The 25,763-nt window shown below is 70.1% G+C and carries 21 protein-coding genes; 18 read left to right on the top strand and 3 right to left on the bottom strand.

Annotated features, from left to right (window positions below; all coding sequences use genetic code 11):
* Nucleotides 1-37: 37 nt before the first annotated feature.
* The 7 genes from fdhA (at nt 38) to ASD84_RS04190 (ending at nt 9,066) form a co-directional block, all read left to right on the top strand.
* Nucleotides 38-1,252 carry a formaldehyde dehydrogenase, glutathione-independent gene (gene fdhA / locus ASD84_RS04220; RefSeq protein ID WP_056706949.1) on the top strand — a complete coding sequence of 405 codons (1,215 nt, stop codon included), beginning with the start codon at nt 38-40 and terminating at the stop codon, nt 1,250-1,252.
* A 15-nt stretch (nt 1,253-1,267) separates the two neighbouring features.
* On the top strand, nt 1,268-2,572 hold the full coding sequence (gene glyA, locus ASD84_RS04215) for a serine hydroxymethyltransferase (RefSeq protein ID WP_056706947.1): 1,305 nt from the start codon (nt 1,268-1,270) through the stop codon (nt 2,570-2,572).
* A complete protein-coding gene (locus tag ASD84_RS04210) occupies nt 2,572-3,792 on the top strand; it encodes a sarcosine oxidase subunit beta family protein (RefSeq protein WP_056706945.1) in 1,221 nt (406 codons plus the stop codon). The genes glyA and ASD84_RS04210 overlap by 1 nt, the downstream gene beginning before the upstream one ends.
* Nucleotides 3,793-3,862: 70 nt before the next feature.
* Complete coding sequence (locus ASD84_RS04205) at nt 3,863-4,180, top strand: sarcosine oxidase subunit delta (RefSeq protein WP_056706943.1); 318 nt, start codon at nt 3,863-3,865, stop codon at nt 4,178-4,180.
* A complete protein-coding gene (locus ASD84_RS04200) occupies nt 4,177-7,077 on the top strand; it encodes a 2Fe-2S iron-sulfur cluster-binding protein (RefSeq protein ID WP_235530963.1) in 2,901 nt (966 codons plus the stop codon). The genes ASD84_RS04205 and ASD84_RS04200 overlap by 4 nt, the downstream gene beginning before the upstream one ends.
* Nucleotides 7,070-7,696, top strand: a complete 627-nt coding sequence (locus tag ASD84_RS04195; RefSeq protein ID WP_056706941.1) for a sarcosine oxidase subunit gamma — start codon at nt 7,070-7,072, stop codon at nt 7,694-7,696. Before ASD84_RS04200 ends, ASD84_RS04195 begins: the two co-directional genes overlap by 8 nt.
* The gene (locus ASD84_RS04190; protein ID WP_056706939.1) at nt 7,696-9,066 is read left to right on the top strand and encodes an L-serine ammonia-lyase; all 1,371 of its coding nucleotides are present in this window, start codon (nt 7,696-7,698) and stop codon (nt 9,064-9,066) included. Before ASD84_RS04195 ends, ASD84_RS04190 begins: the two co-directional genes overlap by 1 nt.
* Before the next feature lie 67 nt (nt 9,067-9,133).
* On the opposite strand, the gene ASD84_RS04185 is transcribed toward ASD84_RS04190, so the two are convergent.
* Nucleotides 9,134-9,706 (bottom strand): TetR/AcrR family transcriptional regulator, encoded by a 573-nt coding sequence (locus tag ASD84_RS04185; protein WP_056706936.1) that lies wholly within the window; start codon nt 9,704-9,706, stop codon nt 9,134-9,136.
* A 126-nt stretch (nt 9,707-9,832) separates the two neighbouring features.
* Here ASD84_RS04185 and ASD84_RS04180 point away from each other — a divergent pair, with 126 nt between their 5' ends.
* The 6 genes from ASD84_RS04180 (at nt 9,833) to ASD84_RS04155 (ending at nt 18,217) form a co-directional block, all read left to right on the top strand.
* Nucleotides 9,833-11,311, top strand: a complete 1,479-nt coding sequence (locus tag ASD84_RS04180) for an aldehyde dehydrogenase family protein (RefSeq protein WP_056706934.1) — start codon at nt 9,833-9,835, stop codon at nt 11,309-11,311.
* A 16-nt stretch (nt 11,312-11,327) separates the two neighbouring features.
* Nucleotides 11,328-13,100 carry a choline dehydrogenase gene (betA, locus tag ASD84_RS04175; protein ID WP_056706932.1) on the top strand — a complete coding sequence of 591 codons (1,773 nt, stop codon included), beginning with the start codon at nt 11,328-11,330 and terminating at the stop codon, nt 13,098-13,100.
* Nucleotides 13,097-14,200 carry a quaternary amine ABC transporter ATP-binding protein gene (locus ASD84_RS04170; protein ID WP_056706930.1) on the top strand — a complete coding sequence of 368 codons (1,104 nt, stop codon included), beginning with the start codon at nt 13,097-13,099 and terminating at the stop codon, nt 14,198-14,200. Before betA ends, ASD84_RS04170 begins: the two co-directional genes overlap by 4 nt.
* 77 nt (nt 14,201-14,277) lie before the next feature.
* A complete protein-coding gene (locus ASD84_RS04165) occupies nt 14,278-16,254 on the top strand; it encodes an ABC transporter permease (protein ID WP_056706928.1) in 1,977 nt (658 codons plus the stop codon).
* A gap of 43 nt (nt 16,255-16,297) precedes the next feature.
* A complete protein-coding gene (locus ASD84_RS04160) occupies nt 16,298-17,266 on the top strand; it encodes an ABC transporter substrate-binding protein (protein WP_156391561.1) in 969 nt (322 codons plus the stop codon).
* 144 nt (nt 17,267-17,410) lie between these two features.
* On the top strand, nt 17,411-18,217 hold the full coding sequence (locus ASD84_RS04155) for a 5'-nucleotidase, lipoprotein e(P4) family (protein ID WP_056706924.1): 807 nt from the start codon (nt 17,411-17,413) through the stop codon (nt 18,215-18,217).
* A gap of 81 nt (nt 18,218-18,298) precedes the next feature.
* Here ASD84_RS04155 and purU read toward each other — a convergent pair whose 3' ends face one another.
* Together purU and ASD84_RS04145 are read right to left on the bottom strand one after the other, a co-directional pair.
* Nucleotides 18,299-19,165 carry a formyltetrahydrofolate deformylase gene (gene purU, locus ASD84_RS04150; protein ID WP_056706922.1) on the bottom strand — a complete coding sequence of 289 codons (867 nt, stop codon included), beginning with the start codon at nt 19,163-19,165 and terminating at the stop codon, nt 18,299-18,301.
* 173 nt (nt 19,166-19,338) lie between these two features.
* Nucleotides 19,339-20,151 (bottom strand): IclR family transcriptional regulator, encoded by an 813-nt coding sequence (locus ASD84_RS04145; RefSeq protein ID WP_056706919.1) that lies wholly within the window; start codon nt 20,149-20,151, stop codon nt 19,339-19,341.
* A gap of 151 nt (nt 20,152-20,302) precedes the next feature.
* Between ASD84_RS04145 and ASD84_RS04140 the strand changes: the two genes are divergently transcribed.
* From ASD84_RS04140 to ASD84_RS04120, 5 genes are read left to right on the top strand one after another with little or no spacing between them, the layout of a single operon-like run.
* Nucleotides 20,303-21,481, top strand: a complete 1,179-nt coding sequence (locus tag ASD84_RS04140) for an NAD(P)/FAD-dependent oxidoreductase (protein WP_056706918.1) — start codon at nt 20,303-20,305, stop codon at nt 21,479-21,481.
* Between the two features lie 32 nt (nt 21,482-21,513).
* The gene (locus ASD84_RS04135) at nt 21,514-22,428 is read left to right on the top strand and encodes a bifunctional methylenetetrahydrofolate dehydrogenase/methenyltetrahydrofolate cyclohydrolase (protein WP_082573144.1); all 915 of its coding nucleotides are present in this window, start codon (nt 21,514-21,516) and stop codon (nt 22,426-22,428) included.
* A complete protein-coding gene (gene folP / locus ASD84_RS04130; RefSeq protein WP_082573143.1) occupies nt 22,425-23,324 on the top strand; it encodes a dihydropteroate synthase in 900 nt (299 codons plus the stop codon). Before ASD84_RS04135 ends, folP begins: the two co-directional genes overlap by 4 nt.
* On the top strand, nt 23,321-24,226 hold the full coding sequence (locus tag ASD84_RS04125; protein WP_056706913.1) for a methylenetetrahydrofolate reductase: 906 nt from the start codon (nt 23,321-23,323) through the stop codon (nt 24,224-24,226). Before folP ends, ASD84_RS04125 begins: the two co-directional genes overlap by 4 nt.
* Nucleotides 24,223-25,620 (top strand): bifunctional folylpolyglutamate synthase/dihydrofolate synthase, encoded by a 1,398-nt coding sequence (locus ASD84_RS04120; RefSeq protein ID WP_235530962.1) that lies wholly within the window; start codon nt 24,223-24,225, stop codon nt 25,618-25,620. The genes ASD84_RS04125 and ASD84_RS04120 overlap by 4 nt, the downstream gene beginning before the upstream one ends.
* Nucleotides 25,621-25,763: the final 143 nt, after the last annotated feature.

The raw sequence follows: 25,763 nt of genomic DNA, 5'->3' as shown, positions 1-25,763 counted from the left end.
CCCGAAGCCCCACCCGAAGCAAGAACGGAGTCACCCCATGGCTGACAACAGAGTCGTCGTCTACGCAGGACCCGGCAAGGTCGAGATCGAGAACACCGAGTTCCCCAAGCTGGAGATCCCGCTCGAGGTCGCCCAGGGGCTCGGCATCAAGCAGGCCGCGCCGCACGCCGTGATCCTCAAGCTGGTCACGACCAACATCTGCGGCAGCGACCAGCACATGGTCCGCGGCCGTACGACGGCTCCGGTCGGCCAGTCCCTCGGTCACGAGATCACCGGCGAGATCGTCGAGATCGGTGACGACGTCCTCTTCCACAAGGTCGGCGACATCTGCTCGGTGCCGTTCAACATCGCCTGTGGACGCTGCCGGATGTGCAACGAGGGCAAGACGGGCATCTGCCTCAACGTGAACCCGGCGCGTGCGGGCGCGGCCTACGGCTACGTCGACATGGGCGGCTGGGCCGGCGGTCAGGCCGAGTACGTGCTGATCCCGTTCGCCGACTTCAACCTGCTGCGCTTCCCCGACCGGGACGCCGCGCTGGAGAAGATCCTCGACCTCACGATGCTCTCGGACATCTTCCCGACGGGCTACCACGGCGCCTACACCGCCGGCGTGACCACCGGCTCGACCGTGTACGTCGCCGGCGCCGGCCCGGTGGGCCTGGCCGCGGCCTACTCCGCGCAGCTCCTGGGTGCCTCGCGGGTCATCGTCGGCGACATGAACGCCGACCGTCTCGCGCAGGCCGCCAGCTTCGGCTGCGACATCGCTGACCTCTCCAAGGGTGACTCCCTGACCGACATCGTGGCCGACATCCTGGGCGAGCCCGAGGTCGACGCGGCCGTCGACGCTGTCGGCTTCGAGGCGCGCGGCCACGGTGCTGGCGCCGCCGAGGCACCGGCCACGGTCCTCAACGACGTCATGGGCATCGCCCGCGCCGGCGCCTCCCTCGGCATCCCCGGCCTCTACGTGACCGGCGACCCGGGTGCGGTGGACGAGGCCGCGAAGATCGGCCAGATCGGGGTCCGCCTGGGCCTCGGCTGGGCGAAGTCGCACACGCTCGTCACCGGCCAGTGCCCCGTGAAGCAGTACAACCGCCAGCTGATGAACCTGATCCTGGCCGACAAGGCGCACATCGCGAAGGCCGTCAACGCCACCACGATCAGCCTCGACGACGCGGCGCAGGGCTACGCGGCGTTCGACAAGGGCGCCGCCCAGAAGTTCGTCATTGACCCGCACGGCATGGTCCGGGCCTGACCGATGAGAGATGTCATGACTTCGCCTTCCGTCCTCGACCGCACCCTCGCCGACTTCGACCCCGAGGTCGCCGAGCAGATCGACCGTGAGCTGGTCCGCCAGCAGAGCACCCTGGAGATGATCGCCTCGGAGAACTTCGCACCGCTCGCGGTGATGGAGGCACAGGGCTCGGTCCTCACCAACAAGTACGCCGAGGGCTACCCCGGCCGCCGCTACTACGGCGGCTGCGAGAACGTCGACGTCATCGAGCAGCTCGCCATCGACCGCATCAAGGAGCTCTTCGGCGCCGAGGCCGCCAACGTGCAGCCGCACTCGGGTGCCCAGGCCAACGCGGCAGCGATGTTCGCCCTCCTCGACCCGGGCGACACCATCCTCGGTCTCGACCTCGCACACGGAGGTCACCTGACCCACGGCATGCGGCTCAACTTCTCCGGGAAGCTCTACGACGTCGTGGCCTACCAGGTCTCGAAGGAGGACTTCCGCATCGACATGGCCGAGGTCGAGCGCCTCGCCGTCGAGCACAGGCCCAAGCTGATCGTGGCCGGCTGGTCGGCGTACCCGCGCCAGCTGGACTTCGCGGAGTTCCGCCGTATCGCGGACCTGGTCGGTGCCTACCTGATGGTGGACATGGCGCACTTCGCCGGCCTGGTCGCGACCGGCCTGCACCCGAGCCCGGTGCCCTACGCGGACATCGTCACGACGACCACGCACAAGACCCTCGGTGGTCCCCGTGGCGGCGTCATCCTGAGCAAGCAGGAGCTGGCGAAGAAGATCAACTCGGCGGTCTTCCCTGGCCAGCAGGGTGGCCCGCTCGAGCACGTGATCGCGGCCAAGGCGGTGGCGTTCAAGATGGCCGCCGAGCCGGCGTTCAAGGAGCGTCAGGAGCGGACGCTCGAGGGCGCGCACCTCATCGCCGAGCGGCTCTCGCAGCCCGACCTGGCAGAGGCCGGGATCTCGGTGCTCTCCGGCGGGACGGACGTGCACCTGGTCCTCGTGGACCTGCGTCACTCCGAGCTCGACGGTCAGCAGGGTGAGGACCGTCTGCACCACATCGGCATCACCGTGAACCGCAACGCCGTTCCGTTCGACCCGCGTCCGCCCATGGTGTCCTCGGGCCTGCGCATCGGTACGCCTGCCCTCGCCACCCGGGGTTTCGACGCGGACGCGTTCGCCGAGGTCGCGGAGATCATCGCCGCCGCCCTCACGGGCTCCGGCGACGCTGACCAGCTGGCAGAGCTGCGTAGCCGGGTCGAGGCGCTGGCCGGCAAGTTCCCGCTCTACCCCGGCCTCGACAGCCACCTGATCGAGGGGGAGGACTGATGTCCAACCCGTTCCCCGGCGAGCACCCCGAGTGGCTCTGGCGCGATCCCGACCCGAAGTCGTCGTACGACGCGGTCATCATCGGTGGCGGCGGCCACGGCCTCGCCACGGCGTACTACCTGGCCAAGAACCACGGCATGACGAACATCGCCATCGTGGAGAAGGGCTGGCTCGCTGGCGGCAACATGGCGCGCAACACCACGATCATCCGCTCGAACTACCTCTGGGACGAGAGCGCGGCGATCTACGAGCACGCGTTGAAGCTGTGGGAGGAGCTCCCCGAGGAGCTCGACTACGACTTCCTGTTCAGCCAGCGCGGCGTGCTCAACCTGGCGCACTCGCTCGGTGACGTCCGTGACTCGGTGCGCCGTGTGGAGGCGAACCGTCTCAACGGTGTCGACGCCGAGTGGCTGACGCCCGAGGAGGTGCAGAAGGTCTGCCCGATCGTCAACATCTCCGAGGACGTGCGCTACCCGGTCCTGGGTGCGACCTTCCAGCCGCGGGCCGGCATCGCCAAGCACGACCACGTGGCGTGGGCGTTCGCCCGGGCCTGCGACGCGATGGGTGTCGACATCATCCAGAACTGCGAGGTCACCGGGTTCATCAAGGACGGCAACCGCGTCGTCGGTGTCGAGACCACCCGGGGACGGATCAACGCCGGCGCGGTCGGCATGGTCGCGGCGGGGCACAGCAGTGTGCTGGCCGACCTGGCGGGCTTCCGGCTCCCGGTGCAGTCGCACCCGTTGCAGGCGCTGGTCTCCGAGCTCTACGAGCCGGTCCACCCGACCGTCGTCATGTCCAACTACGTCCACGTGTACGTCTCCCAAGCGCACAAGGGTGAGCTGGTCATGGGCGCGGGCGTCGACCAGTACAACGGCTACGGCCAGCGGGGCTCGTTCCACGTGATCGAGCACCAGATGGCGGCGGCGCTGGAGCTGTTCCCGATCTTCGGGCGCGCCCACCTGCTCCGCACCTGGGCCGGCATCGTCGACGTCTGCCCCGACGCCTCGCCGATCATGGGCCCGACCCCGGTGGAGAACCTCTACGTCAACGCCGGCTGGGGCACGGGCGGCTTCAAGGCCACCCCCGCGGCTGGCTGGGCGATGGCGCACACGATGGCGACCGGCGAGGCCCACGAGCTCAACAAGCCGTTCGGCCTGGAGCGCTTCACGACCGGCCACCTCATCGACGAGCACGGCGCCGCCGGCGTCGCGCACTGATCCCCACCCCACGACGACCAGAACCGGCGACCAGACCCGGCGACCAGACCTAGCGAAGAGAGCACCTGTCATGTTGCAGATCAAGTGCCCGTGGTGCGGACTGCGGGACGAGACCGAGTACAAGTACGGCGGGCAGGCGCACGTCGCCCACCCCGAGGACCCCGCCGTGCTCACCGACGAGGAGTGGGCCGAGTACCTGTTCTTCCGTGACAACCCGAAGGGCCCGTTCGCCGAGCGCTGGGTCCACGGCGGTGGCTGCCGCCGCTGGTTCAACGTCGTGCGCGACACCCGGACCTATGAGGTCCTCGCCGTCTACACCAACAACGAGCCCCGTCCCGAGATCAGCCTCGCGCTCGGTTCCGTCGCCGCCGCAGGAGGCACCCCATGATGAAGTCGGTGAGCACCCAGATGAATCGCCTCCCCAGCGGTGGCCGCATCGACCGCAGCACCGTCCTCACGTTCACGGTCGACGGTGTCGAGCACACTGGGCACCCCGGCGACACGGTCGCCTCGGCGCTGATCGCCAACGGCCGGGTGCGGGTCGGCGACTCGATCTACCGCGGCCGCCCGCGCGGCATCCTCGCCGCCGGCGGGGAGGAGCCGAACGCGCTCATCCAGGTCCTCGGTGAGCACTCCGAACCCTCGGTGACCGCCACCATCCGCTCCCTGACCGACGGGCTGCGGGCGAAGACACTTTCCGGTCTGGGCGTCCTGGACCCCGAGCCCGACACGGCGGCGTACGACAAGAAATTCGTGCACACCGACGTGCTGGTGATCGGCGCCGGCCCGTCCGGCCTCACCGCTGCCCTGTCCGCCGCTCGCTCCGGCGCCCGGGTGGTCCTGCTCGACGAGCAGGCCGAGCTCGGCGGCTCCCTGCTGTCCAGCCGCACCGAGCAGGTCGACGGCAAGCCCGCCACCGACTGGGTCGCGGAGGCTGCGGCGACGCTGGCCGCAGCGGAAGAGGTCACCGTGCTCACCCGTACGGCGGCCTTCGGCTCCTACGACGACAACTACGTGATCGCTGTGGAGGACCGTGCCGGGGGGACTTCCGTCCCGCAGCCGCACGGTGTCTCGCGCCAGCGCGTCTGGCACATCCGTGCCTCCCAGGTGATCCTGGCCAACGGCGCCTACGAGCGGCCGCTGGTGTTCGCGGGCAACGACGTCCCCGGCGTGATGCTCGCCGGCGCGGTGCGCACCTACCTCAACAGGTACGCCGTGACCCCGGGCCGCCGGTTCGTCGTGGCCACCACCAACGACAGTGCCTACGACCTGGTCGAGGACATCCTCGCGGCCGGGCTCGAGGTGGTCGCCGTACTGGACGCCCGGAACAGCTTCTCGCCGCGGGCCACCGCGGTCGCTGCGTCGGGTGTGCGCGTGCTGCACAGCACGACGGTCGAGCGGGCCGAGGGCGACGGCGACTCGGCGCTCCTGGCGCGCGTGCACGTCGCGAGGCTCGCGGACGACGACACCGTCACACCGCTGGAGACCGTGGAGGCCGACGTGCTGGCCGTCTCGGGTGGGTGGACCCCGCTCGTGCACCTGCACAGCCAGCGCCAGGGCACCACCCGCTGGGACGCCGCGCTCGCGGCCTTCGTGCCCGACGGTGCGGTCAAGGACCAGTGGGTGGTCGGCGCCAACCGCGGCACCGTCGGTCTCGCCGAGGTCCTCCGCGACGGTGCCCTTGCTGGCAGCGAAGCGGCGACGGCGGCGGGCTTCGCGGTCGAGCCGCTGTCGGTGGTTGGCACGAGTCGCCAGTCGACCGCCGGCGAGACCCGGCAGCTGTGGCTGATTCCCTCTGCCGAGGGAGAGCCGGGGGAGTGGGACGAGCACTTCGTCGACCTCCACCGCGACCAGACCGTCGCCGACGTGTGGCGGGCGACCGGCGCGGGCATGCGCAGCGTCGAGCACGTCAAGCGCTACACGTCGATCGGCACGGGCCAGGACCAGGGCAAGACCTCGGGGGTCAACGCGGGCGGCGTCATCGCCGCGGCGCTGGGCCTCGAGGTCGGCGAGGTGGGCTTCTCCAACCACCGCGCGCCGTACACGCCGGTTCTCTTCGCGGCGTTGGCCGGGCGCGAGCGCGGCGAGCTGTTCGACCCCAAGCGGATCACGCCGATCCACGACTGGCACGTCAAGGCCGGTGCCGAGTTCGAGGTCGTCGGCCAGTGGCTGCGGCCGTGGTACTTCCCGCAGGACGGGGAGGACCTGGATGCGGCGGTCGCTCGTGAGTGCGGCGCCATCCGCACCTCTGTCGGCATGATGGACGCTTCGACGCTCGGCAAGATCGAGATCAAGGGCGCGGACGCGGGGGAGTTCCTCAACCGGATCTACACCAACGCCTACAAGAAGCTCGCCATCGGCTCCGCCCGCTACGGCGTGATGTGCAAGGCCGACGGCATGATGTTCGACGACGGCGTGACCCTGCGCCTGTCCGAGGACACCTACTACATGCACACCACCACCGGTGGCGCCGCGGGCGTCCTCGACTGGCTCGAGGAGTGGCTGCAGACCGAATGGCCCGAGCTCGACGTCTTCTGCACCTCGGTCACCGAGCAGTGGTCCACGGTGGCAGTGGTCGGGCCGAAGTCGCGCGAGGTCATCGCGAGGATGGCGCCGGGCCTGGACGTCTCCAACGACGCGTTCGGGTTCATGACCTTCCAGGAGACGACGCTCGCGTCGGGCATCCCGGCGCGGATCTGCCGGATCTCGTTCTCCGGTGAGCTGGCCTTCGAGATCAACGTCTCGGGCTGGTACGGCCGCCGGGTGTGGGAGGACGTCGTCGCCGCGGGCGAGGAGTTCGACATCACGCCGTACGGCACCGAGACGATGCACGTGCTGCGCGCCGAGAAGGGCTACCCGATCGTCGGGCAGGACACCGACGGCACCGTCACCCCGCAGGACGCCGGCATGGAGTGGGTGGTGTCGAAGGTCAAGGACTTCGTCGGCAAGAGGTCCCACACCCGCGTCGACAACCTGCGCCCCGACCGCAAGCACCTGGTCGGGCTGCTGCCCGTCGACCGCACGACCCGGTTGCCCGAGGGCAGCCAGGTCATCGAGCCCGGACCGTCGCTCGCAGAGCGCCCGACCCCGGTGCCGATGCTCGGCCACGTCACGTCGAGCTACGACAGCGTCGCGCTCGAGCGCCCGTTCGCGCTCGCCCTGATCAAGGGTGGCCGCGAGCGCATCGGTGAAGTGTTGCTGGCGCCCGTCGGTGACCGCCTGGTCGAGGTCGAAGTGACCTCGCCCGTTCTCTACGACCCGGAAGGGACCAAGCGCGATGGCTGACCTCACGACACTCCAGGGCCTGCGACGCAGCCCGCTTCAGGACATGGCTGCCGAGCTCCGCGATGGCGCCGTTCCCGGCGAACGTTCGGTGGCACTGCGCGAAGAGCCCTTCCTCACCATGGTGAGCATCCGGGTCGAGCCGGGCTCCGAGGCGGCTCGCGGGATCGAGGCCGTGCTCGGCACTGGCCTTCCGCAGCAGTGCGGCGAGGTGAGCGCCCAGGGTGCCCACACCGTGCTGTGGCTCGGACCGGACGAGTGGCTCGTCGTCTCCTCGACGACGCCGGAGACCCTGGTCGGTGAGCTGCTGGCCGGTGTCGGTGACGGTCGCGCCCAGGTCGTCGACGTGTCCGCGAACCGCACGGTGCTCGAGCTCAGCGGTTCAGCCGTCCGCGACGTGCTCGAGAAGGGCTGTCCGACCGACCTGCACCCGCGTGCGTTCGCCGACGGTACTGCGATCACCACCACGCTGGCCCGGGTCCCCGTGCTGTTGTGGAAGGTCGACGCGACGCGGTTCCGGGTGTTGCCCCGGGCGTCGCTCGCCCAGTACGTCGCGGCCTGGCTGCTCGACGCCGTGCAGGAATTCGCCCCGGCCGGCCCGTCGGCACAGGCAGGAGCCTGATGGCGCTCTCCGCCTTCGACCTCTACTCGATCGGCATCGGGCCGTCGTCCTCCCACACGGTCGGGCCGATGCGGGCAGCCCGGCGCTTCGCCGAGGGCCTCGCGGACGCGGGTCGCCTCGGCGACGTACGACGGATCCGTGCGGAGCTGTTCGGGTCCCTTGGTGCCACCGGCCACGGCCACGGCTCGCCGAAGGCGGTCGTGCTCGGCCTCGAGGGGGAGGACCCCGCGACGACGGACACGGATCGCGCCGACCTGCGGATCGACGAGATCCGCGGCTCCGGCGAGCTCGTGCTGAACGGCACGACGCTGGTGCGGTTCGACGTCGACAACGACCTCGTCATGCACCGGCGCAAGAGCCTGCCGGCCCACCCCAACGGCATGACCTTCGCGGCCTTCGACGAGGACGACGTACAGATCCAGTTCCGCACCTACTACTCCGTCGGCGGAGGCTTCGTCGTCGACGAGGTCGCCACCGGCGCCGACCGGGTCGTCCTGGACGACACCGAGGTGAAGTTCCCGTTCAGCACCGGCGGTGAGCTCCTGGAGATCTGCGCGCGGGAGCAGATGTCGATCAGCGACGTCATGCTCGCCAACGAGCAGGCCTGGCGCTCGGAGCGGGAGATCCGCGACGGCATGCTCCACCTGTGGTCGGTGATGGCCGAGTGCATCGAGCGCGGGTTCCACCGCGAAGGCGTGCTACCCGGCGGGCTCAAGGTTCCGCGCCGGGCGCCGGCGCTGTTCCGTGAGCTGTCGGGCAAGAGCGAGGTGGACCCGCTCCACGTCATCGACTGGGTCAACCTCTACGCGCTGGCCGTCAACGAGGAGAACGCCGCCGGCGGTCGCATCGTGACCGCGCCGACCAACGGTGCGGCGGGCATCATCCCGGCGGTGCTGCACTACTACGTGCGGTTCGTGCCGGACGCCGACGACGACGGGATCGTGCGCTTCCTGCTGACGGCGGCCGCCATCGGGATCCTGTTCAAGATGAACGCCTCGATCTCCGGCGCCGAGGTCGGCTGCCAGGGCGAGGTCGGTTCGGCCTGCTCGATGGCCTCGGGCGGTCTGGCGGAGGTCATGGGCGGTACGCCACCCCAGGTCGAGAACGCCGCCGAGATCGGTATCGAGCACAACCTGGGCCTCACCTGCGACCCGGTCGGCGGGCTGGTGCAGATCCCCTGCATCGAGCGCAACGCGATCGCGTCGATCAAGGCGATCAACGCCGCCCGGCTCGGACTGATCGGCAACGGCAGCCACAAGGTCACCCTCGACAAGGCGATCAAGACGATGCGCGACACCGGGCGCGACATGAAGGACAAGTACAAGGAGACCTCGCGCGGCGGCCTCGCCGTGAACGTCATCGAGTGCTGATCCCGGCCCCTGGCCATCGGCGTCGGGGTGCCCGGGGCCAGTCAGGCCAGTCAGGTCAGGGGTCAGGTCAGGTCAGCGCCGCGACGGCGTCCGCAAGGTCGTTGACGGATCGAGCGCGGTCCGCGGAGTCGTCGTCGAGGCCCAGGCTGAGCTGGAACCCCATGAAGGCGGCGTCGATGACGTGGGCTGCCCTTTCGACCACGGCCGGGCTCACCCCGGACTTGGCCAGGTGCGCGACGAGGCAGGCGAGCCACACGGCGTTGGCTTCGCGGACCGCCGAGGCGTACGGCTCCTTGCCGAAGAGCCCGAGCGCGGCCGCCTCGACGTACATCCGGCTGCACCGGTCGCCCTCCATCACCGACCAGAGGTCGTGGACGGCGCTGCGCATGTCCGTGGACGGCTTGAGGGCCGCGACCTCGGCGACCGACCGCTCGTTGGACGTGCGGAGCACGTCGGCGACCAGCTGGTCCTTGGTGCCGAAGTGGTAGAGCAGGACCCGGTTGCTGGTGCCCAGCTCGGCGGCCAGCGGGCGCAGGCTCAGACCGATCAGGCCGTGGTCGTGGACGTAGTCGGTCGCCAGCTCCGCCCAGGCAGCCCGGCGCTGCGGGTCCTTGGCCGGGGCGGTGCTCGAGCTCGTCATTTCGCGAATGTACCACTTGCAACAATTTCTTCTCACAACCCTTGACCTGCTCGGCGGAGCCCCTGCAAGATGTTGTGCAGTTCACATCGCGTTGCACATTGTGCAACTTGACAGTCGGAGAATTGCATGACCCGCCATACCGGGATCCACATCGACGGGCGCTGGTTGCCTGCGCTTTCCGGCGAGTCGCGCACGATCCTCTGCCCGGCCGACGGCGCGGTGGTCGGGACCGTCGCCGAGGGCGGAGCGATCGACACGGACGCCGCCATCGGCGCCGCACGCCGGGCGTTCGACGAGGGTTCCTGGCCCCGCACGCCGGCCGCCGAGCGCGGTGCGCTCCTGGCCCGGGTGGCCCGCCTGCTCGAGCGCGACGAGGCGCTCGTGGCACGGGCCGAGTCGCTCGACACCGGCAAGCGCTTCGTCGAGAGCGAGTACGACGTGGACGACGTCGTGGCCGTCTTCGACCACTACGCCCGCGTCGCAGCCGAGGACCACAGCCGTCCGGTCGCGACCGACCGCCCCGGGGTCCAGGCCGTGATCGTGCACGAGCCGGTCGGCGTCTGCGCCCTGATCACGCCGTGGAACTACCCGCTCCTGCAGACCGCGTGGAAGGTCGCCCCGGCACTTGCCGCGGGCAACACCTTCGTCCTCAAGCCGAGCGAGCTCACGCCCCACACCGCGATCCGCCTCGTCGAGCTGCTCCAGGAAGCGGGCCTGCCCGTCGGCGTGGCCAACCTGGTCACCGGCGCCGGCCCCACCGCCGGCGGTCCCCTCTCGGAGGACCCCCGCGTCGACCTGCTCTCCTTCACCGGCGGCCTCGAGACCGGGCGGCGCCTGATGGCCAACGCAGCCGCGACCGTCAAGAAGGTCGCCCTCGAGCTCGGCGGCAAGAACGCCAACGTCGTCTTCGCCGACGCCGACCTCGAGACCGCCCTCGACAACGCCCTGACGGCGGTCTTCCTCCACTCCGGTCAGGTCTGCTCGTCGGGCGCCCGGCTGCTGGTGGAGGAGACGATCCACGACGAGTTCGTCGACGCTCTCGTCGACCGGGCCGCCGCGATCCGCCTCGGCGGACCCTTCGACGAGAAGGCGGAGACCGGGCCCCTCATCTCGCAGGCGCACCTGGACAAGGTCGCGGCGTACGTCGAAGCAGGCATCGCCGAGGGCGCCGTCCTGCGCTGCGGGGGCGCGCGGCTCAGCGGAGCGGCGTACGACGACGGCTTCTACTACCCGCCGACCGTGCTGGACCGCTGCTCCTCGGCCATGAGCGTCGTGCAGAAGGAGTCCTTCGGACCCGTGCTCACCGTCGAGACCTTCCGGACCGAGGAGGAGGCGGTGGCCCTGGCCAACGACACGATCTTCGGCCTCGCCGGCGGGGTCTGGACCTCCGACCTCGAGCGCGCCCGGCGCGTCGCGGCCGGCCTGCGGGTCGGCACGGTCTGGATCAACGACTACCACCCCTACGTGCCGCAGGCCGAGTGGGGCGGCTTCAAGCAGTCGGGCGTCGGGCGTGAGCTCGGCATGGCCGGACTGGACGAGTACCGAGAGACGAAGCACGTCTGGCACAACACCACCCCCGAGCCCAGCCGTTGGTTCGGCGCCTGAGAGCAGGAGTTCCCTGATGGACAAGCACTACGACTTCGTGATCGTCGGCGGCGGTTCGGCCGGCAGCGCCCTGGCCAACCGCCTGAGCGCCGACCCGGGCAACAGCGTCCTCGTGCTCGAGGCGGGCCACAGCGACTACAAGATCGACCCGTTCGTGCACATGCCGGCGGCCCTGCCCTTCCCCATCGGGAGCAAGCTGTACGACTGGAAGTACGAGACCGACCCGGAGCCGCACCTCGGCGGGCGGAAGGTCTACCACGCCCGCGGCAAGGTGCTCGGTGGGTCGAGCTCGATCAACGGCATGATCTTCCAGCGCGGCAACCCGCTCGACTACGAGCGGTGGGCCGCCGACCCGGGGATGGAGACGTGGGACTACGCCCACTGCCTGCCCTACTTCAAGCGGATGGAGAGCCGGCACCTCGCCGACGGCAGCTCGGGCGCCGACGAATGGCGCGGTGGCGACGGCCCGCTGCACCTCGAGCGCGGCAAGTGCGAGAACCCCCTTTTCTCGGCCTTCTTCAAGGCCACCCAGGAGGCTGGGTACCCGCTCACCGACGACGTCAACGGCTACCGCCAGGAGGGCTTCGCGCCCTTCGACCGCAACGTGAGGAACGGGCGCCGCTGGTCGGCCGCCCGGGCCTACCTCCACTCCGTGCGCAGCCGGAAGAACCTCAAGGTCCAGACCTTCGCGTTCGCCACGAAGATCCTCTTCGACACCACCGGCGACGTCCCGCGGGCCACCGGTGTCGAGTACACCCGCGGCATCGGCCGGGCCGCCCGCCAGCACACCGTCCGCGCCCGCGAGGTGATCCTGTGCGGCGGCGCGATCAACACCCCGCAGCTGCTCCAGCTCAGTGGCGTCGGCGACCGCGACCTCCTCGAGTCACAGGACATTCCCGTCGTCCACCACCTGCCCGGCGTCGGCGAGAACCTGCAGGACCACCTCGAGGTCTACATCCAGTACGCCTCCAAGCTGCCGGTCTCGATCGCGCCCGGTCTGGCCTGGCACCAGCGCCCGAAAATCGCCTTCCAGTGGCTCTTCCAGCGCAAGGGCCTCGGCGCGACGAACCACTTCGAGGGCGGCGGCTTCGCCCGCTCCAACGAGGACGTCGACTACCCCAACCTGATGTTCCACTTCCTGCCGATCGCGATCCGGTACGACGGCAGCAGCCCGATCGAGGGCCACGGCTACCAGGTCCACATCGGCCCGATGTACGCCGACACGCGCGGTTGGGTGCGGATCAGGTCGAAGGACCCGAAGGTCCACCCGTCGATGCAGTTCAACTACCTGTCGACGCCCACCGACCGCAAGGAGTGGGTGGAGGCGATCCGCGTGGCCCGCGGCATCCTCAACCAGCCGGCGTTCGCGCCGTACAACGACGGAGAGATCTCGCCCGGCCCCTCGGTCGAGACCGACGAGGAGATCCTCGAGTGGGTCCGGAAGGACGCCGAGACCGCGTTGCACCCGTCGTGCACCGCCGCGATGGGCACCGGCGAGATGGCGGTCACCGACCCGCTCTCGCTGAAGGTGCACGGCACCGAGGGCCTGCGCGTCTGCGACGCCAGCGTCTTCCCCTACGTGACCAACGGGAACATCTACGCCCCGGTGATGATGGTGGCCGAGAAGGCCGCCGACCTGATCCTCGGCATCACGCCGCTGCCGCCCTCGGACGCGCCGTTCTACAACCACCGCGCGGGTAGCCCTCTCGACCCGGTGCACACCGCCGCGTCGACCGGCGCCCCTGCAGTCGAGCCGGCGATCGCCGGGAAGGCAGGGGATCAGGCATGACCACGCAGATCGTCGACGTGTCCGCACCGAAGGTCGCAGCGGACCGGCCGCCCGCCCTCAAGGTCGAGGGCCTCTGGAAGATCTTCGGCGCCCGCGCCGGCAAGGTGATCGGCACCGATGATGCCGCGCTCACCCGGAAGGAGCTGCAGGCCAAGACCGGTTGCGTCGCCGCCGTGCGCGACGTCTCGTTCGAGGTCCAGCCGGGCGAGGTCTTCGTGATCATGGGCCTTTCGGGATCGGGCAAGTCGACCCTGGTGCGCCTGCTCAACCGACTGATCGAGCCGACTGCAGGCAGCGTGCAGATCAACGGCGAGGAGATCACCTCCGTGCCAAAGGCCAAGCTGCGCGAGCTCCGCCGCCGGCACATGGCCATGGTCTTCCAGCACTTCGGGCTGCTCCCGCACCGCAAGGTGATCGACAACATCGCCTACGGCCTGGAGGTCCGCGGCGAGCCGAAGGCCGCGCGTCGTCAGCGAGCCCAGGAGATGGTGGACCTGGTCGGCCTGTCCGGCTACGAGAACTCCTTCCCCGACCAGCTCTCCGGCGGCATGCAGCAGCGCGTCGGCCTGGCCCGTGCGCTGGCCGTCGACCCCGAGGTGCTCTTCTTCGACGAGCCCTTCTCGGCGCTCGATCCACTGATCCGCCGGGACATGCAGGACGAGATCGTCCGGCTGCACCACGAGGTCGGAAAGACGATGGTCTTCATCACCCACGACCTCCAGGAAGCCATCAAGCTCGGCGACCGGATCCTGATCATGCGCGACGGTGAGATGGTCCAGATGGGAACCGCCGCCGAGATCGTCGCCCACCCGGCTGATGACTACGTCCGCGACTTCGTCAGCGAGATCCCGAAGGGCCACGTCCTGACGCTCCGTTACGTGATGCGTCCGCCCCGCCCCGAGGACTCGCTCGAGGGCCCGGCGATGAGTCCCGACACGATCGTGCGGAAGGCCGCCCGGGCCGCACTCGCCTCCGCCCACCCGCTGCGGGTCGTCGAGGACGGCGTCCTGATCGGCATCGTCGACGACGAGGCGATCCTCCGGGTCGTGGTCGCCGAGGAGGAGACCGCTTCCGAGGTCGCCGCGGGAACGGGGGTCTGAGCGCCATGTCGACACCGACGCTCGATCGACCCGCTGTTGCCCGGCCCCCGGCGCCTGCAGTCGCTGAGGAGCAAGGCGTGCTGGAGGGCGTCGCGCAGCGTTGGCGGAGCCTCTCGCTCCTGACGGTCGTCGTCCTGTGGGTGCTGGCCTGGGCACTGTTCAGGGACCACCACACGCTCGTGCTCGACGGATCCGCCCAGACGCCGGTCTTCGACTGGCTCGGCGACCGCAGCGACTGGGTCGAGAAGTCGGCGGCGTCCGGCAGCAATCCCCTGATCAACTTCGCCGGCACCCTTGCCGACGTCGTCAACGAGGTCTTCAGCTGGCTCCAGGGCATGTTCACGGTGGCGCAGTTCCCGCGGCCGCTCCCGCAGTTCGGTTGGTTGGGCATCATCGCCGTCGCCGCGATGGTGACGTACGTCGCCGCCGGCTGGCGCACCGTCGCCCTCGTCGTCCCGAGCTTCCTCGCCTTCGGGGTGCTCGGGTACTGGGCGGACGCGATCGACCTCCTGCTGGTCACCTTCTTCGCCGTCGTCGTCTCCTGCGTGTTCGGGATCCTCCTGGGCGTGGTGATGGCACACAGCAGATGGTTCTCGGCCCTGCTCACGCCCGTGCTGGACGTCATGCAGACGATGCCGTCGTTCGTCTACCTCCTGCCCATGAGCATCCTGTTCGGCATCGGGCCGGCGGCGGCGATCCTGATGACCCTCATCTACGCGGCGCCGCCGGTCATCCGGATCACCGCGCACGGCATCCGGTCGGTCTCACCGACGGTGCTCGAGGCGACCGACTCCCTCGGTCACAGCCGGACCCAGCGACTGTGGAACGTCGAGCTCCCGATGGCCAAGCGCACCATCATCGCGGGCATCAACCAGACGATGATGGCGGCGCTCTCGATGGCCACCATCGCGGCGTACATCGACAGCCCGGGACTCGGGCAGCCGGTCCTCGACGGTCTCAAGCGCGGCCAGCTCGGCACGTCGTTCGTCGCCGGCATGGCGATCGTGATCATGGCGGTGATGCTCGACCGGACGATGACCGCGGCCGGCTTCCGCGCCGAGCTCGCCGCCCGCTCGGGCAGGACCGGGGGTCCGTTCCGACGGGTCGGGCTGGGCGTCGGTGGCATCGCCACGCTGGTGGCGCTCTACCTCTCCCACAATTACGTCTGGGCCAACGAGTTCCCGTCGCGGCCCGACCTCGGCACCCCCCTTCGAGATGCCGTCGACAGGTTTGGCGACTGGCTGCGCAGCGACCTGTCCGGTGTCACGTCCGGCCTCCAGCGGGGCTTCACCAGCCACGTGCTCAACCCGATCCAGAGCGTCATCGCCGACTCGCCGTGGTACGTCACCGCGCTCGCCATCCTGGTGATCGCTGCCCTGGTCGGGGGTCGCAAGGCCGCCGCAGCCACGGTGCTCTGCCTCGGCCTGATCCTCGGCCTCGGTCTGTGGAACCACGCCATGGAGACCCTGACCGCCTGCCTCGTCGCGACCATCGTCGTCGTCGCCCTGGCCGTGGCGTTCGGTGTCTGGATGGGACGGAGCCACCGGGTCGACGTGCTGCTCCGGCCGTTGCTCGACATGGGCCAGACCCTGCCGCCCTTCGTCTACCTCGTGCCGATCCTGATCCTCTTCGGTCCCAACCGGTTCACCGCCATGCTGGCCGGTGTCGTCTACGCGGCGCCCGTGGCGATCAAGCTGGTCGCCGACGGGGTCCGGGCCGTCTCGCCCAACACGATCGAGGCCGCCGAGGCAGCCGGTTCGTCGACCTGGCAGATGATCACGCGGGTCCAGCTGCCGATGGCGCGCAGCTCCGTGCTGCTCGCCGCGAACCAGGGCCTGCTCTACGTCCTGTCGATGGTCGTCATCGGCGCCGTGGCCGGTGCCGGCGCGCTCGGCTTCGATGTCGTCACCGGGTTCCGGCAGCTGACGGACGTCGGGCGTGGCCTCGCCGCAGGAACAACCATCGTGCTGATCGGGATCCTGCTCGACCGGATCACGACGTACGGCGCCGAGCGTGCGCAGAACACCCAAACAGCTTCCCGGGCCCGGTCCTGACCAGCCTGATGAAGAACCCTTTCCCTACCCGAGAGGCACCATGATGGAACTCAAGAGACCCCGCGCAGCCGGGGCCCTGGCCGGGCTTGCCCTGGCTGTCACCCTGACTGGCTGCGGGGGTTCGATCCAGGACTCCACTGCGGCCGCCGACACGAAGTGCGGCGACCTGAACCTCGCCATCAATCCGTGGGTCGGCTACGAGGCGAATGCCCACGTGGTCGGCTACGTCGCCAAGACGCGGCTCGGCTGCAACGTCAACTACAAGGACCTCGACGAGCAGGTGTCGTGGAAGGGCTTCGGCAGTGGCGAGGTGGACGTCGTGATCGAGAACTGGGGCCACCCCGAGCTGCAGAAGAAGTACATGAAGAGCGCCGGCGGTGACGGATCCGCGGTCGACTTCGGATCCACGGGCAACGAGGGCGTCATCGGCTGGTTCGTCCCGCCGTGGATGGCCGAGAAGTACCCCGACATCACCGACTCCAAGAACCTGAACAAGTACGCGGACCTCTTCCGCACGCCCGAGTCGGGCGACAAGGGGACGCTGTACGACGGTGACCCGGGCTTCGTCACGAACGACGAGGCACTGGTCTCGAACCTCGGGCTCGACTACAAGGTCGTCTACGCGGGCAGTGAGACGGCGCTGATCGAGGCGTTCCGCGAGGCCGAGGAGAACCACAAGCCGATGCTCGGCTACTTCTACGACCCGCAGTGGTTCCTCAGTGAGGTGGCGCTCGTCAAGGTCGATCTCCCTGACTACACGGAAGGCTGCGACGCCGACCCGGCGAAGGTCGCCTGCGACTACCCCGTCTACGACCTCAACAAGGTCGTGTCGAAGAAGTTCGCCGACTCCGACAGCCCGGCCGTCGGCCTGGTCCAGAACTTCACCTGGACCAACGAGGACCAGAACCTCGTCGCGAAGTACATCTCCGAGGACCAGATGGACCCCGAGGACGCGGCGAAGAAGTGGGTCGAGGACCACAAGGACGAGGTCGACGCCTGGCTGAAGGGCTGACCTGCGCGAGCAGTACGTCGGGGCCGTCCTGCGGGCGGGCAGTCCGGTCCCGACGTACGTGGAAGCCGGCTCGTCCACCCACGCACGGGTGGTCGAGCCGGCGTCATTTCACCCGTCTCCACCCCAACAACAGGAGGACTTCTCGTGAGCAACTTCCCACTGGTGAGCGCCCTCGTCACGGGGGTCGCTGCGGCGGCACTCGTCGCGGCGAATCCTGCCGCGTCATCGATCGCCAGCACCACTGCCAGCACCACTGCCAGCACCGTGTCCGAGGACTGTCCCGTCAGCGAGTACGCCATGGGCATCCGCTACCAGCAGTCGGCGCACTCCGCCGCGGCGCAGCTCCAGTCATGGTCCGTCGCCGAGGCCCGTCTGAAGAAGCTGGTCGCCGGGCGCCGCGGTCACGGCGAGCAGCTCGCCGTGGTCTCCGACCTCGACGAGACCGTGCTGGACAACAGTGCGTTGCTGGCACGGGACCTCGAGGCCTGCCACACCTACACGACCTGGGACACCTGGTCGGACTGGGAGGTTCGCGGCACCCCGAGCCTGACACCTGGTGCCGCTGACTTCTTCGAGTACGCCGACCGGCACGGGGTGGCGATCTACTACGTCTCCGACCGGTTCGAGGAGAACAAGGAATCGACTCTCGCCACGTTGCGTGGGCTCGGGCTGCCCCAGGTCGTGCCAGGCCAGGTGTTGCTCTACGGCCCGAGCAAGGAGGAGCGGCGGGCGGTCGCGGAGGCGGAGCACAAGGTCGTGCTGCTGCTCGGGGACAGCCTTCCCGACTTCCACGACGACTTCGACGGGGCCACCGCGGGAGAGCAGGAAGAGCTCGTCGCACGGCACGCCGGCCACTTCGGACGCGACTGGATCATGTTCCCGAACGCGACCTACGGCAGCTGGCGGAAGGCGCCGCTCGAGGCCTGGGAGCAGCCGCTGACGCTGCCCTGACCCATCGAGTGTTTCCGTGGCACGACGACAGGACCCCTGCCCGCGCGGGCAGGGGTCCTGTCGTGGTGGACCGACGAAGCGTCAGCGGAAGACGACGGTGCGGTTCCGGTCGAGGAGCACGCGGTGCTCGCTGTGCCAGCGGATGGCCCGCGCGAGGACCTGGGCCTCCACGTCCCGACCGGCGGCGGTCATGTCGGCAGCATCGAGGGAGTGGTCGACCCGGGCGACGTCCTGCTCGATGATCGGGCCCTCGTCGAGGTCCGACGTGACGTAGTGGGCAGTGGCGCCGATCAGCTTCACGCCGCGTGCGTGGGCCTGGTGGTAGGGCTTGGCGCCCTTGAAGCTCGGCAGGAACGAGTGGTGGATGTTGATGGCGCGCCCCTCGAGCTTGCCGCACAGCTCGTTGGACAGCACCTGCATGTAGCGGGCGAGCACGACGAGGTCGGCATCGAGCTCGTCGACGAGCTCGAGCAGCCGGGCCTCGGCCTCGGGCTTGGTGTCCGGCGTGACCGGGACGTGGAAGAACGGGATGCCGTTCGCATCGGCCACGGCTTCGAAGTCGCGGTGGTTGGACACGATGCCCGGGATCTCGACGTTCAGCGCGCCCGTGCTGGTGCGGAACAACAGGTCGTTCAGGCAGTGCCCGAAGCGGGAGACCATCAGCAGGGTGCGGGTGGGGGTGTGCATGTCGTGCAGCTGCCACGCCATGGCGAACTGGCCAGCGATCGCCTGGAAGTCGTGGCGCAGGGTGGAGACGGCAGCGTCGCCGACGCGGAACTGCACGCGCATGAAGAAGGTGTCGGTCAGACGGTCGTCGAACTGCTGGCTCGCACTGATGTTGCCGCCGTGCTCCATGACGAAGCGGCTGACGGCGAACACGATGCCGGGCGATTCCGGACACGTGAGCGTCAGTACGTACTCGCTGCCGGCGGGGGGTCGAGGTGCCATGGTTCATCCTTTGCGTATTACACAACTCGGTGAGCGATACGCAACAGCGTGCCTTGTCGATCGGCGATCGGTCAAGGGGTTCGCCGCCGGAATTGCAACGGCCGGGAGCAGGCCCTCTCGGACCCTGCTCCCGGCCGTCGGCCAGGGACGCCGTACGGCGCCGCGGGGTTTGGTCAGGCCATGGAACCCATCCGGTAGCTGATCCGGTCGCCCGCCGCGCGCAGGGCTTCCTCGGCGTCGGCCATGCGCGCTTCGTTGAACCTGAAGGCAGGGCCGGAGGCGCTCAACGCGCCGACCACGGATCCGGTGTGGTCGCGGACCGGCACGGCGGCGGCGTTGAGGCCGACCTCGAGCTCCTCGACCACCGTGGCGAAGCCGGTGGTGCGCACCTCCTCGAGCTGGTCGAGCAGCTTCTTGCGCGAGGTGATCGTGGCCGGGGTCAGGGACGGCAGGCCGGCCTTGTCGAGGATCGCGTCGCGCTGCTCGTCCGGCAGGTTGGCGAGGAGGATCTTGCCGCTCGACGTGGCGTGGAGGGGGGTCAGCTGACCGACCCAGTTCTGGCTGATGACCGCTGCGGAGCTGCGTGCCTGCTGCACGTTGACGGCGAAGTGCTCCCGCAGGACGGCGAGGTTGATCGTCTCGTCGAGCTGGAGGGCGAGGGCGTCGAGGACCGGCTGGGCCTGACGCACCATGTCGATGCGGGTCGGGATGGCGCTGGCGAGGCGCAGGATGCCGAAGGCGAGCTGGTACTTGCCGCGCTCGGTGTTCTGCTCCACCAGGTCCCGCTCCTCCAGGGCGGCCAGCAGCCGGAAGGCAGTGGACTTGTGCACGCCGATCTCGGCGGCGATGTCACTGACCCCCGCGTGGCCCTCGCGGGCGAGGATCTCGAGCACCGTGATGGCGCGGTCGACGGACTGGACGCCGGCCTGTCCGTCCGTGCCGCGACTGGTGGGCTTGCGGCTCGCCGTCTGCTCCTCGTTGCTCATGACGCAACCGTACCCGCCTGCTGTTCGCGATCGCCCCGATCCGGCGACAAATGTGACCCGGGTCGCGCGAACCTCTTGACAGTCATCGGCGACAGTTCCAGACTGTTGCGCATTACGCGTCTCGTTGTGCTATTCGCATCAGGTGGGGGAAATGAAGAAGGTGACGATCGTCGGCGCCTCGCTTGCCGGCCTGTCCGCCGCGCGGGCGCTCCGGTCCCAGGGTTTCGATGGTGAGCTGGTCGTCGTGGGCGACGAGAAGCAGCGCCCCTACGACCGTCCTCCGCTGTCGAAGGAGTTCCTGGCCGGGCGGATCGACGAGGACGGGCTGGGCCTCGAGTCCCCGGGCGAGGACGTCGCGGCACGCTGGATCCTCGGCGCACGGGCCGTCGGGCTGGACACGACTGCCGGCGCCGTCGTCCTCGAGAACGGCACGCGGATCCGCAGCGACGGCGTCGTGGTCGCGACGGGCGCCCGGGCACGCTCGCTGCCCGGTCCCGCAGGGTTGGCGGGCGTCCACGTCCTCCGCACTCTCGCCGACGCTCGCGCACTCCGCGCCGAGCTGCTGCCCGGCGGTCGCCTGGTGGTCATCGGCGCCGGCTTCATCGGCGGCGAGGTCGCCGCCACCGCGCAGGCGTCGGGGTTGCACGTCACGGTCGTCGATGCCGTGGCGACGCCGCTGGCCGGACCGCTCGGGGCCGCGATGGGCGCAGTCGTCAGTGGCCTTCACGAGGCTCACGGCGTCCACCTGCGGTGTGGCACCGGCGTCGCCCGACTGGTCGGCACCGGGCAGGTCGAAGGCGTCGAGCTCGCGGACGGAACCCTGTTGCCGGCGGACCTGGTCCTGGTCGACGTCGGCGCGGTCCCCAACACCGAGTGGCTGGGCGGCGCGCTCGCCCTGCACTGCGGTGCGATCGAGTGCGACCACCGCGGCCGCACGAGCGTGCCCGGTGTCATGGCTGTCGGCGACTGCGCGGCCTGGTACGACACTCGGCTGGGTCGTCATGACCGGGTCGAGCACTGGGCCGGCGCGATGGAGCGCCCGGCGATCGCCGTTGCCGCGCTGCTCCGCTGGCGCGGTGGCGGGGCGCTCGACGAGGGCACCCCGGTCAACGTTCCCTACTTCTGGTCCGACCAGTACGACGTCCGGGTCCAGTTCGCTGGACACGCGGGCGAGGCCGACTCGGTCACGATCGAGGAGGGCTCGGTGGAGAGCCACTCCCTCCTGGCGGTCTACCGCCGCGGCGACGTACCTGTCGGGGTCCTGGGGATGAACCAGACCCGCCTGTTCGACCGCTGGCGCCATCAGCTCGACGCGGCACTGACCGTGTGATCCCTCCTCAAGCATCCCGAAAGGCGGGCCCCGTGGCCATCGCGAAGAAGATCGACGGAAGCAAGGTCGCTGCCGCCCTCAAGGTGCAGCTCGCCGACCGGGTCGGCGTGCTCAAGGCCCGGGGTGTGCAACCCGGCCTGGGGACCGTCCTCGTCGGGGACGACCCGGGCAGCCACTCCTACGTCGCGGGCAAGCACCGCGACTGCGCCGACATCGGCGTCGAGTCGCTCCGGGTGGAGCTCCCGGCGACTGCGTCGCAGGAGGAGATCGAACGGGCGGTTCTCCAGCTCAACGAAGACCCCGCGTGCACGGGCTTCATCGTGCAGCTGCCGCTGCCTCCGCACATCGACATGCACCGTGTCCTGCAGCTGATCGACCCCGACAAGGACGCCGACGGCCTGCACCCGATGAACCTCGGCAAGCTGGTCCTCGGCATTCCCGGACCGTTGCCGTGCACACCGCGCGGCATCATCGAGCTGCTGCGCCAGCACGACGTGGAGATCACCGGGCAGCGGTTCTGCGTGATCGGTTGCGGCCTGACGGTGGGACGGCCGTTGGGGCTGATGCTCACCCGGCCGTCGGAGCACGCGACCGTCACCCTCTGCCATGAGGCGACGCTCGACGTCGCGGCCCACGCCCGGGCCTCGGACGTGGTCGTCGCTGCAGCCGGCGTCGCGCACCTGGTGAAGCCGGACTGGATCAGTCCCGGGGCGACCGTGCTGTCCGTCGGCGTGACCCGGACGATCGAGGGCATCCTCGGCGACGTCCATCCCGAGGTCAACGCGGTCGCGGGCAAGGTCAGCCCGGCCACGGGCGGGGTCGGTCCGATGACACGGGCGATGCTGCTCACCAACATCGTCGAGATCGCCGAGCGCAACCTCGCGTCAGCCCCGCCTGCAACGGCCCGCGGCCTTGCCGGAGCCTCCACGGGCGAGATGCCGTCATGACGACGGCGCCCGCTCTCCTCGTCGCCAGGACGCCGGCGTCACGAAGGGCGTCCCGCGTGGAGGCCCTCGGTCGGTGCCGGGTCCTGGGCATCCTCAACGTCACGCCGGACTCCTTCTCCGACGGTGGACGGTTCGACGGTGTCGACCGGGCGATCGCGCGCGGACTCGCGCTGGTCGAGCAGGGAGCGGACGTCGTGGACGTCGGCGGCGAGTCGACCCGGCCGGGCGCCGTACGGGTGGACGAGCACGAGGAGCTGGGTCGCGTCCTGCCGGTGATCCGGGCGTTGAGCGAGGAAGGCGTCACCGTGTCGGTGGACACGATGCGGGCCTCCGTGGCGGCCGCCGCGATCGAGTCCGGCGCCGCCATCGTCAACGACGTCTCGGGCGGACTCGCGGACCCGGCGATGCTGGCCGTTCTCGCCGATTCGGGGGCGCTGGGCGTCCTCATGCACTGGCGCGGCCATGCCGCACACATGCAGCAGCGGGCGACGTACGACGACGTCGTCGGCGAGGTGCTCGCGGAGCTGTCGATGCGGGTGGACGCCGCCCTCGCTGCTGGCGTGCCGGCCGAGAAGATCGTGCTCGATCCCGGTCTGGGTTTCGCCAAGTCCGCGGACCAGACATGGTCCCTGCTCGCCGCGCTTCCCCAGCTGCAGTCGCTCGGCCTGCCGGTCCTGGTCGGAGCGTCGCGCAAGCGCTTCCTGGCGGAGTGCGTCGACCACGGCGGCCTCGAACCGGGCCATCCCCTTGACCGCGACGACGCGTCGACCGCCGTCGCCGCGATCGCCGCGGCGGGCGGAGCCTGGGGAGTGCGCGTGCACGCCGTACCCGCGGCATCGGCCGCGGTGCGCGTCGCGCGACGACTCCACGCTGTCCGGAGCGGAGCGGGCGCATGAGCCGACGCGACCGCACGGACGTGCTCGCGGACCTGCTGGCCCGGGTCCGCTACGAGGTGCTCCCCACCGCCAAAGTCGTCGACGACGCCAGTGCCAGCCTCCCGGTTGGCGCGACGGTGACGGTGACGGCGTCGCCGGCCAAGGGGCTGGGGGCGACCCTCGAGACCGCGGAGCTGCTGGCCGGCGCCGGGTTCGACGTCGTCCCGCACCTTGCTGCGCGGATGATCGCGGGGCCGGGTGAGCTCGCGGAGATCGCTGCGCGGCTGCGGGAGGCGGGGATCAGCAAGGTCTTCGTGCCCTCCGGGGACGCGACAGCGCAGGCGGGCGCCTACGCGAGCGCGCTGCAGGTCCTCGAGGACCTCGCGGTCGCAGGGAACCCGTTTGCCGAGGTGGGCGTCACCGGCTACCCGGAGTCGCACCCGAGCATCGAGGACGACCTCACGATCCAGGCCATGTGGGACAAGCGACGGCACGCCACGCAGATCGTCAGCAACCTGACCTTCGATCCTGCCGTCCTCGCGGCCTGGGTCCGCCGGGTGCGGGCGCGCGGCGTCGACCTGCCGATCCTCGTCGGGCTCCCGGGGCCGGTCGAGCGGGTGAAGCTGCTACGGATGGCCTCGAAGATCGGGGTGGGGGAGTCGGCGCGCTTCCTGGCCAAGAACGGTGGTCTCTTCGCGCGCATGGCTGCCCCCGGCGGGTATGACCCGCTGCGCTTCCTCGACCGTGCGGCGGCGACGCTCGGGCGCGCGGACATGAACGTCGCCGGCCTGCACCTGTTCACCTTCAACCAGGTCGCCGAGACCGAGCGGTGGCGCATCGCCGAGCTGGCACGCCTGCAGGATGCCCCGCCCCGCCGTCGCGCGCGGGCGCGGGTTGGCGCACCGAAGCAGAGTGCGTCGTGAGCAGCGCTGCCGTGACGCGCGGGACGCTCGTGCTGGAGGACGTCGAGGACCAGCTCCTCCGGAGGTGGCCGGAGACCCGGATCGCGCCGTCACTCGAGCGGATCGAGATGCTGGCCGCCCGGTTGGGCAACCCCCATCGTGCGTACCGGAGCGTCCACCTCACCGGCACCAACGGCAAGACGAGCACGGCGCGGATGGTCGAAGCGCTGCTCGCCGCCTCGGGGGAGCGGACCGGCCGGTTCACCAGTCCCCACCTGACGAGCATCAGGGAGCGCATCGCCATCGCCGAGGACATCATCGGCCAGGCCGCGCTGGTGTCCGCCTACGAAGCCGTGGCCGAGCAGGCCGCCGCCGTCGACACCGCCACCGGGCACCCGCTCTCGTTCTTCGAGATGACCGTGGCGATGGCCTACCAGGCCTTCGCCCGCGCTGCCGTGCGGACCGCTGTGGTCGAGGTCGGCATGGGTGGGCGGTGGGACGCGACGAACGTGATCGACGCCGACGTCGCCGTACTCCTGCCGATTGCGCTCGACCACACTGACCACCTGGGCGCCACGGAGACCGCCATCGCGACGGAGAAGGCGGGGATCATCAAGCCCGGGTCCGTGGCGGTCAGCGCCCGCCAGGGCGCAGGGGTCGAGGAGGTGCTGCGCGCACGGGCCGAGGAAGTCGGCGCGCGGCTCGTCGTGGAGGGTGACGGCTTCGCACTGACCGAACGGCGCGTCGTCGACGGCGCCCAGGTCATCTCGGTCCGTGGCCTGCACGGCTCGTACGACGACCTCCGCCTCGCGCTGCACGGGCGCCACCAGGCGGAGAACGCGGCCTGCGCGATCGCCGCGGTGGAGGCGCTCATCGGCAGTCAGCTCGACCTCGGTGTGGTTCGTACGGCGCTCGAGCGGGTCACGTCGCCGGGCCGCTTCGAGGTGCACCCGGGCACGCCGCCGGTGATCCTCGACGTGGCGCACAACCCGCACGGCGCGGCCGCCCTGGCCGGGTCGCTTGCAGAGCTGGCGCCGTCACGCACGATCGCGGTCGTCGCGGCGATGGCGGACAAGGACGTCGAGGAGGTGCTGCGCACCCTCGAACCCGTCGTCGACGTCGTCGTCTGCACGCGCAACTCCAGCCCGCGGAGCATGCCCGCGCAGGAGCTCGCTGTCCTCGCGCGGACGATCTTCGGGACGTCGCGGGTGGACACCGCGCCCAGTGTTGCGTCGGCGCTCGAGTCCGCGAGAGCGATCGCCCTCGCAGATGCCGACCGGGTTGCGACCGTGCTGGTCACCGGATCGGTGGTCACGGTCGGCGACGCCTCTCGGGTCATCCCCGCACCAGCCAGCGCCGACGCGGCGCCTGGACGTGCACCCCGAACGACCGATGGGACAGCCCCGCCCGGCTGACGTCTCCATCGGTCCGGGGTTGGGTGGCGAGCTCTGCGGGGCGCGCCACCCAACCCCACTCCAGCCACCCATGCCTCCGGGAAAGGACGAGTCGGCGTCAGAATTTCCGCAACCCGGAATCGCTGCGTTTTGCCGTAATGATG

The sequence above is a fragment of the Nocardioides sp. Root682 genome (genome assembly GCF_001427795.1).
Taxonomy (GTDB): Bacteria; Actinomycetota; Actinomycetes; order Propionibacteriales; family Nocardioidaceae; genus Nocardioides.
This window is presented reverse-complemented; position numbering and strand designations above follow the sequence as displayed.

Coding starts and splice junctions, on each gene's coding strand:
- fdhA (WP_056706949.1), top strand. CDS start 38: ATGGCTGACAACAGAGTCGTCGTCTACGCAGGACCCGGCAAGGTCGAG.
- glyA (WP_056706947.1), top strand. CDS start 1,268: ATGACTTCGCCTTCCGTCCTCGACCGCACCCTCGCCGACTTCGACCCC.
- ASD84_RS04210 (WP_056706945.1), top strand. CDS start 2,572: ATGTCCAACCCGTTCCCCGGCGAGCACCCCGAGTGGCTCTGGCGCGAT.
- ASD84_RS04205 (WP_056706943.1), top strand. CDS start 3,863: ATGTTGCAGATCAAGTGCCCGTGGTGCGGACTGCGGGACGAGACCGAG.
- ASD84_RS04200 (WP_235530963.1), top strand. CDS start 4,177: ATGATGAAGTCGGTGAGCACCCAGATGAATCGCCTCCCCAGCGGTGGC.
- ASD84_RS04195 (WP_056706941.1), top strand. CDS start 7,070: ATGGCTGACCTCACGACACTCCAGGGCCTGCGACGCAGCCCGCTTCAG.
- ASD84_RS04190 (WP_056706939.1), top strand. CDS start 7,696: ATGGCGCTCTCCGCCTTCGACCTCTACTCGATCGGCATCGGGCCGTCG.
- ASD84_RS04185 (WP_056706936.1), bottom strand. CDS start 9,706: ATGACGAGCTCGAGCACCGCCCCGGCCAAGGACCCGCAGCGCCGGGCT.
- ASD84_RS04180 (WP_056706934.1), top strand. CDS start 9,833: ATGACCCGCCATACCGGGATCCACATCGACGGGCGCTGGTTGCCTGCG.
- betA (WP_056706932.1), top strand. CDS start 11,328: ATGGACAAGCACTACGACTTCGTGATCGTCGGCGGCGGTTCGGCCGGC.
- ASD84_RS04170 (WP_056706930.1), top strand. CDS start 13,097: ATGACCACGCAGATCGTCGACGTGTCCGCACCGAAGGTCGCAGCGGAC.
- ASD84_RS04160 (WP_156391561.1), top strand. CDS start 16,298: ATGGAACTCAAGAGACCCCGCGCAGCCGGGGCCCTGGCCGGGCTTGCC.
- purU (WP_056706922.1), bottom strand. CDS start 19,165: ATGGCACCTCGACCCCCCGCCGGCAGCGAGTACGTACTGACGCTCACG.
- ASD84_RS04145 (WP_056706919.1), bottom strand. CDS start 20,151: ATGAGCAACGAGGAGCAGACGGCGAGCCGCAAGCCCACCAGTCGCGGC.
- ASD84_RS04140 (WP_056706918.1), top strand. CDS start 20,303: ATGAAGAAGGTGACGATCGTCGGCGCCTCGCTTGCCGGCCTGTCCGCC.
- folP (WP_082573143.1), top strand. CDS start 22,425: ATGACGACGGCGCCCGCTCTCCTCGTCGCCAGGACGCCGGCGTCACGA.
- ASD84_RS04125 (WP_056706913.1), top strand. CDS start 23,321: ATGAGCCGACGCGACCGCACGGACGTGCTCGCGGACCTGCTGGCCCGG.